This window comes from Citrobacter sp. TBCS-14, from assembly GCF_005280805.1.
Classification (GTDB): domain Bacteria; phylum Pseudomonadota; class Gammaproteobacteria; order Enterobacterales; family Enterobacteriaceae; genus Citrobacter; species Citrobacter gillenii.
Genome location: NZ_SZWM01001177.1, coordinates 1 through 558, shown reverse-complemented (window position 1 = coordinate 558; position 558 = coordinate 1). Strand labels below are relative to the sequence as shown.

Sequence of the window (558 nt, the reverse complement as noted above, 5' to 3'; positions counted from 1 at the left end):
GCGATGATTTTATCCAGCGCCACGCGACCTTTCTCTACGCGCGCTCTGGCACCTTCGTCAATCCACGGCAGGCTGCTTCGCAATGCCGCCTGATAATCTTTGGCCTGCTCACGCTGTGCAGCATTCAGGGTGTACTGTTTACCGTTGAAGGTGACATCACCGGCCTGGGTAATCACCAGGTCGCCGTTTTCGCCTTTCACCTGCACCGTTTGCGGGCTCAAAATAACATCGTCACGTGGGGTGACGCTGCACTGGTAATCTGCATGTGCGGCCATCGCCGTGAACGTTAGGACTGCCGCCAGCAGCGTTTTGCGCATCATATCTTTCCCTCAAGACAAATCGGGCCGGCATTTGCCGACCCTGTGCNGAAAAGTTCGCTGGTACGCACTTCTTCGAGTTTGTGCTCTTCCAGCCACTTACGCACGATTGCCTGGTGTTCTTCGGTGCATTTGCCGATTTCCTGCAGACAGATCAGACCTTCCCAGGCCAGATAGCCGCTGCCGTCAAAAGCCAGCTTGTTCGGTTCGATAACTTCATTGATAAAGTCATCAACGATTT

2 protein-coding genes are annotated in these 558 nt (G+C 54.2%); both read right to left on the bottom strand.

The window, feature by feature from the left end; translation table 11 throughout:
• The coding region (locus FDX22_RS24660; protein WP_146717928.1) for a DUF2884 family protein at window positions 1–320 on the bottom strand (320 nt) is incomplete at its 3' end.
• On the bottom strand, window positions 317–558 hold a 242-nt coding region (locus FDX22_RS24655; RefSeq protein ID WP_146717927.1), incomplete at its 5' end, for a 50S ribosome-binding protein YggL. The genes FDX22_RS24660 and FDX22_RS24655, both read right to left, overlap by 4 nt.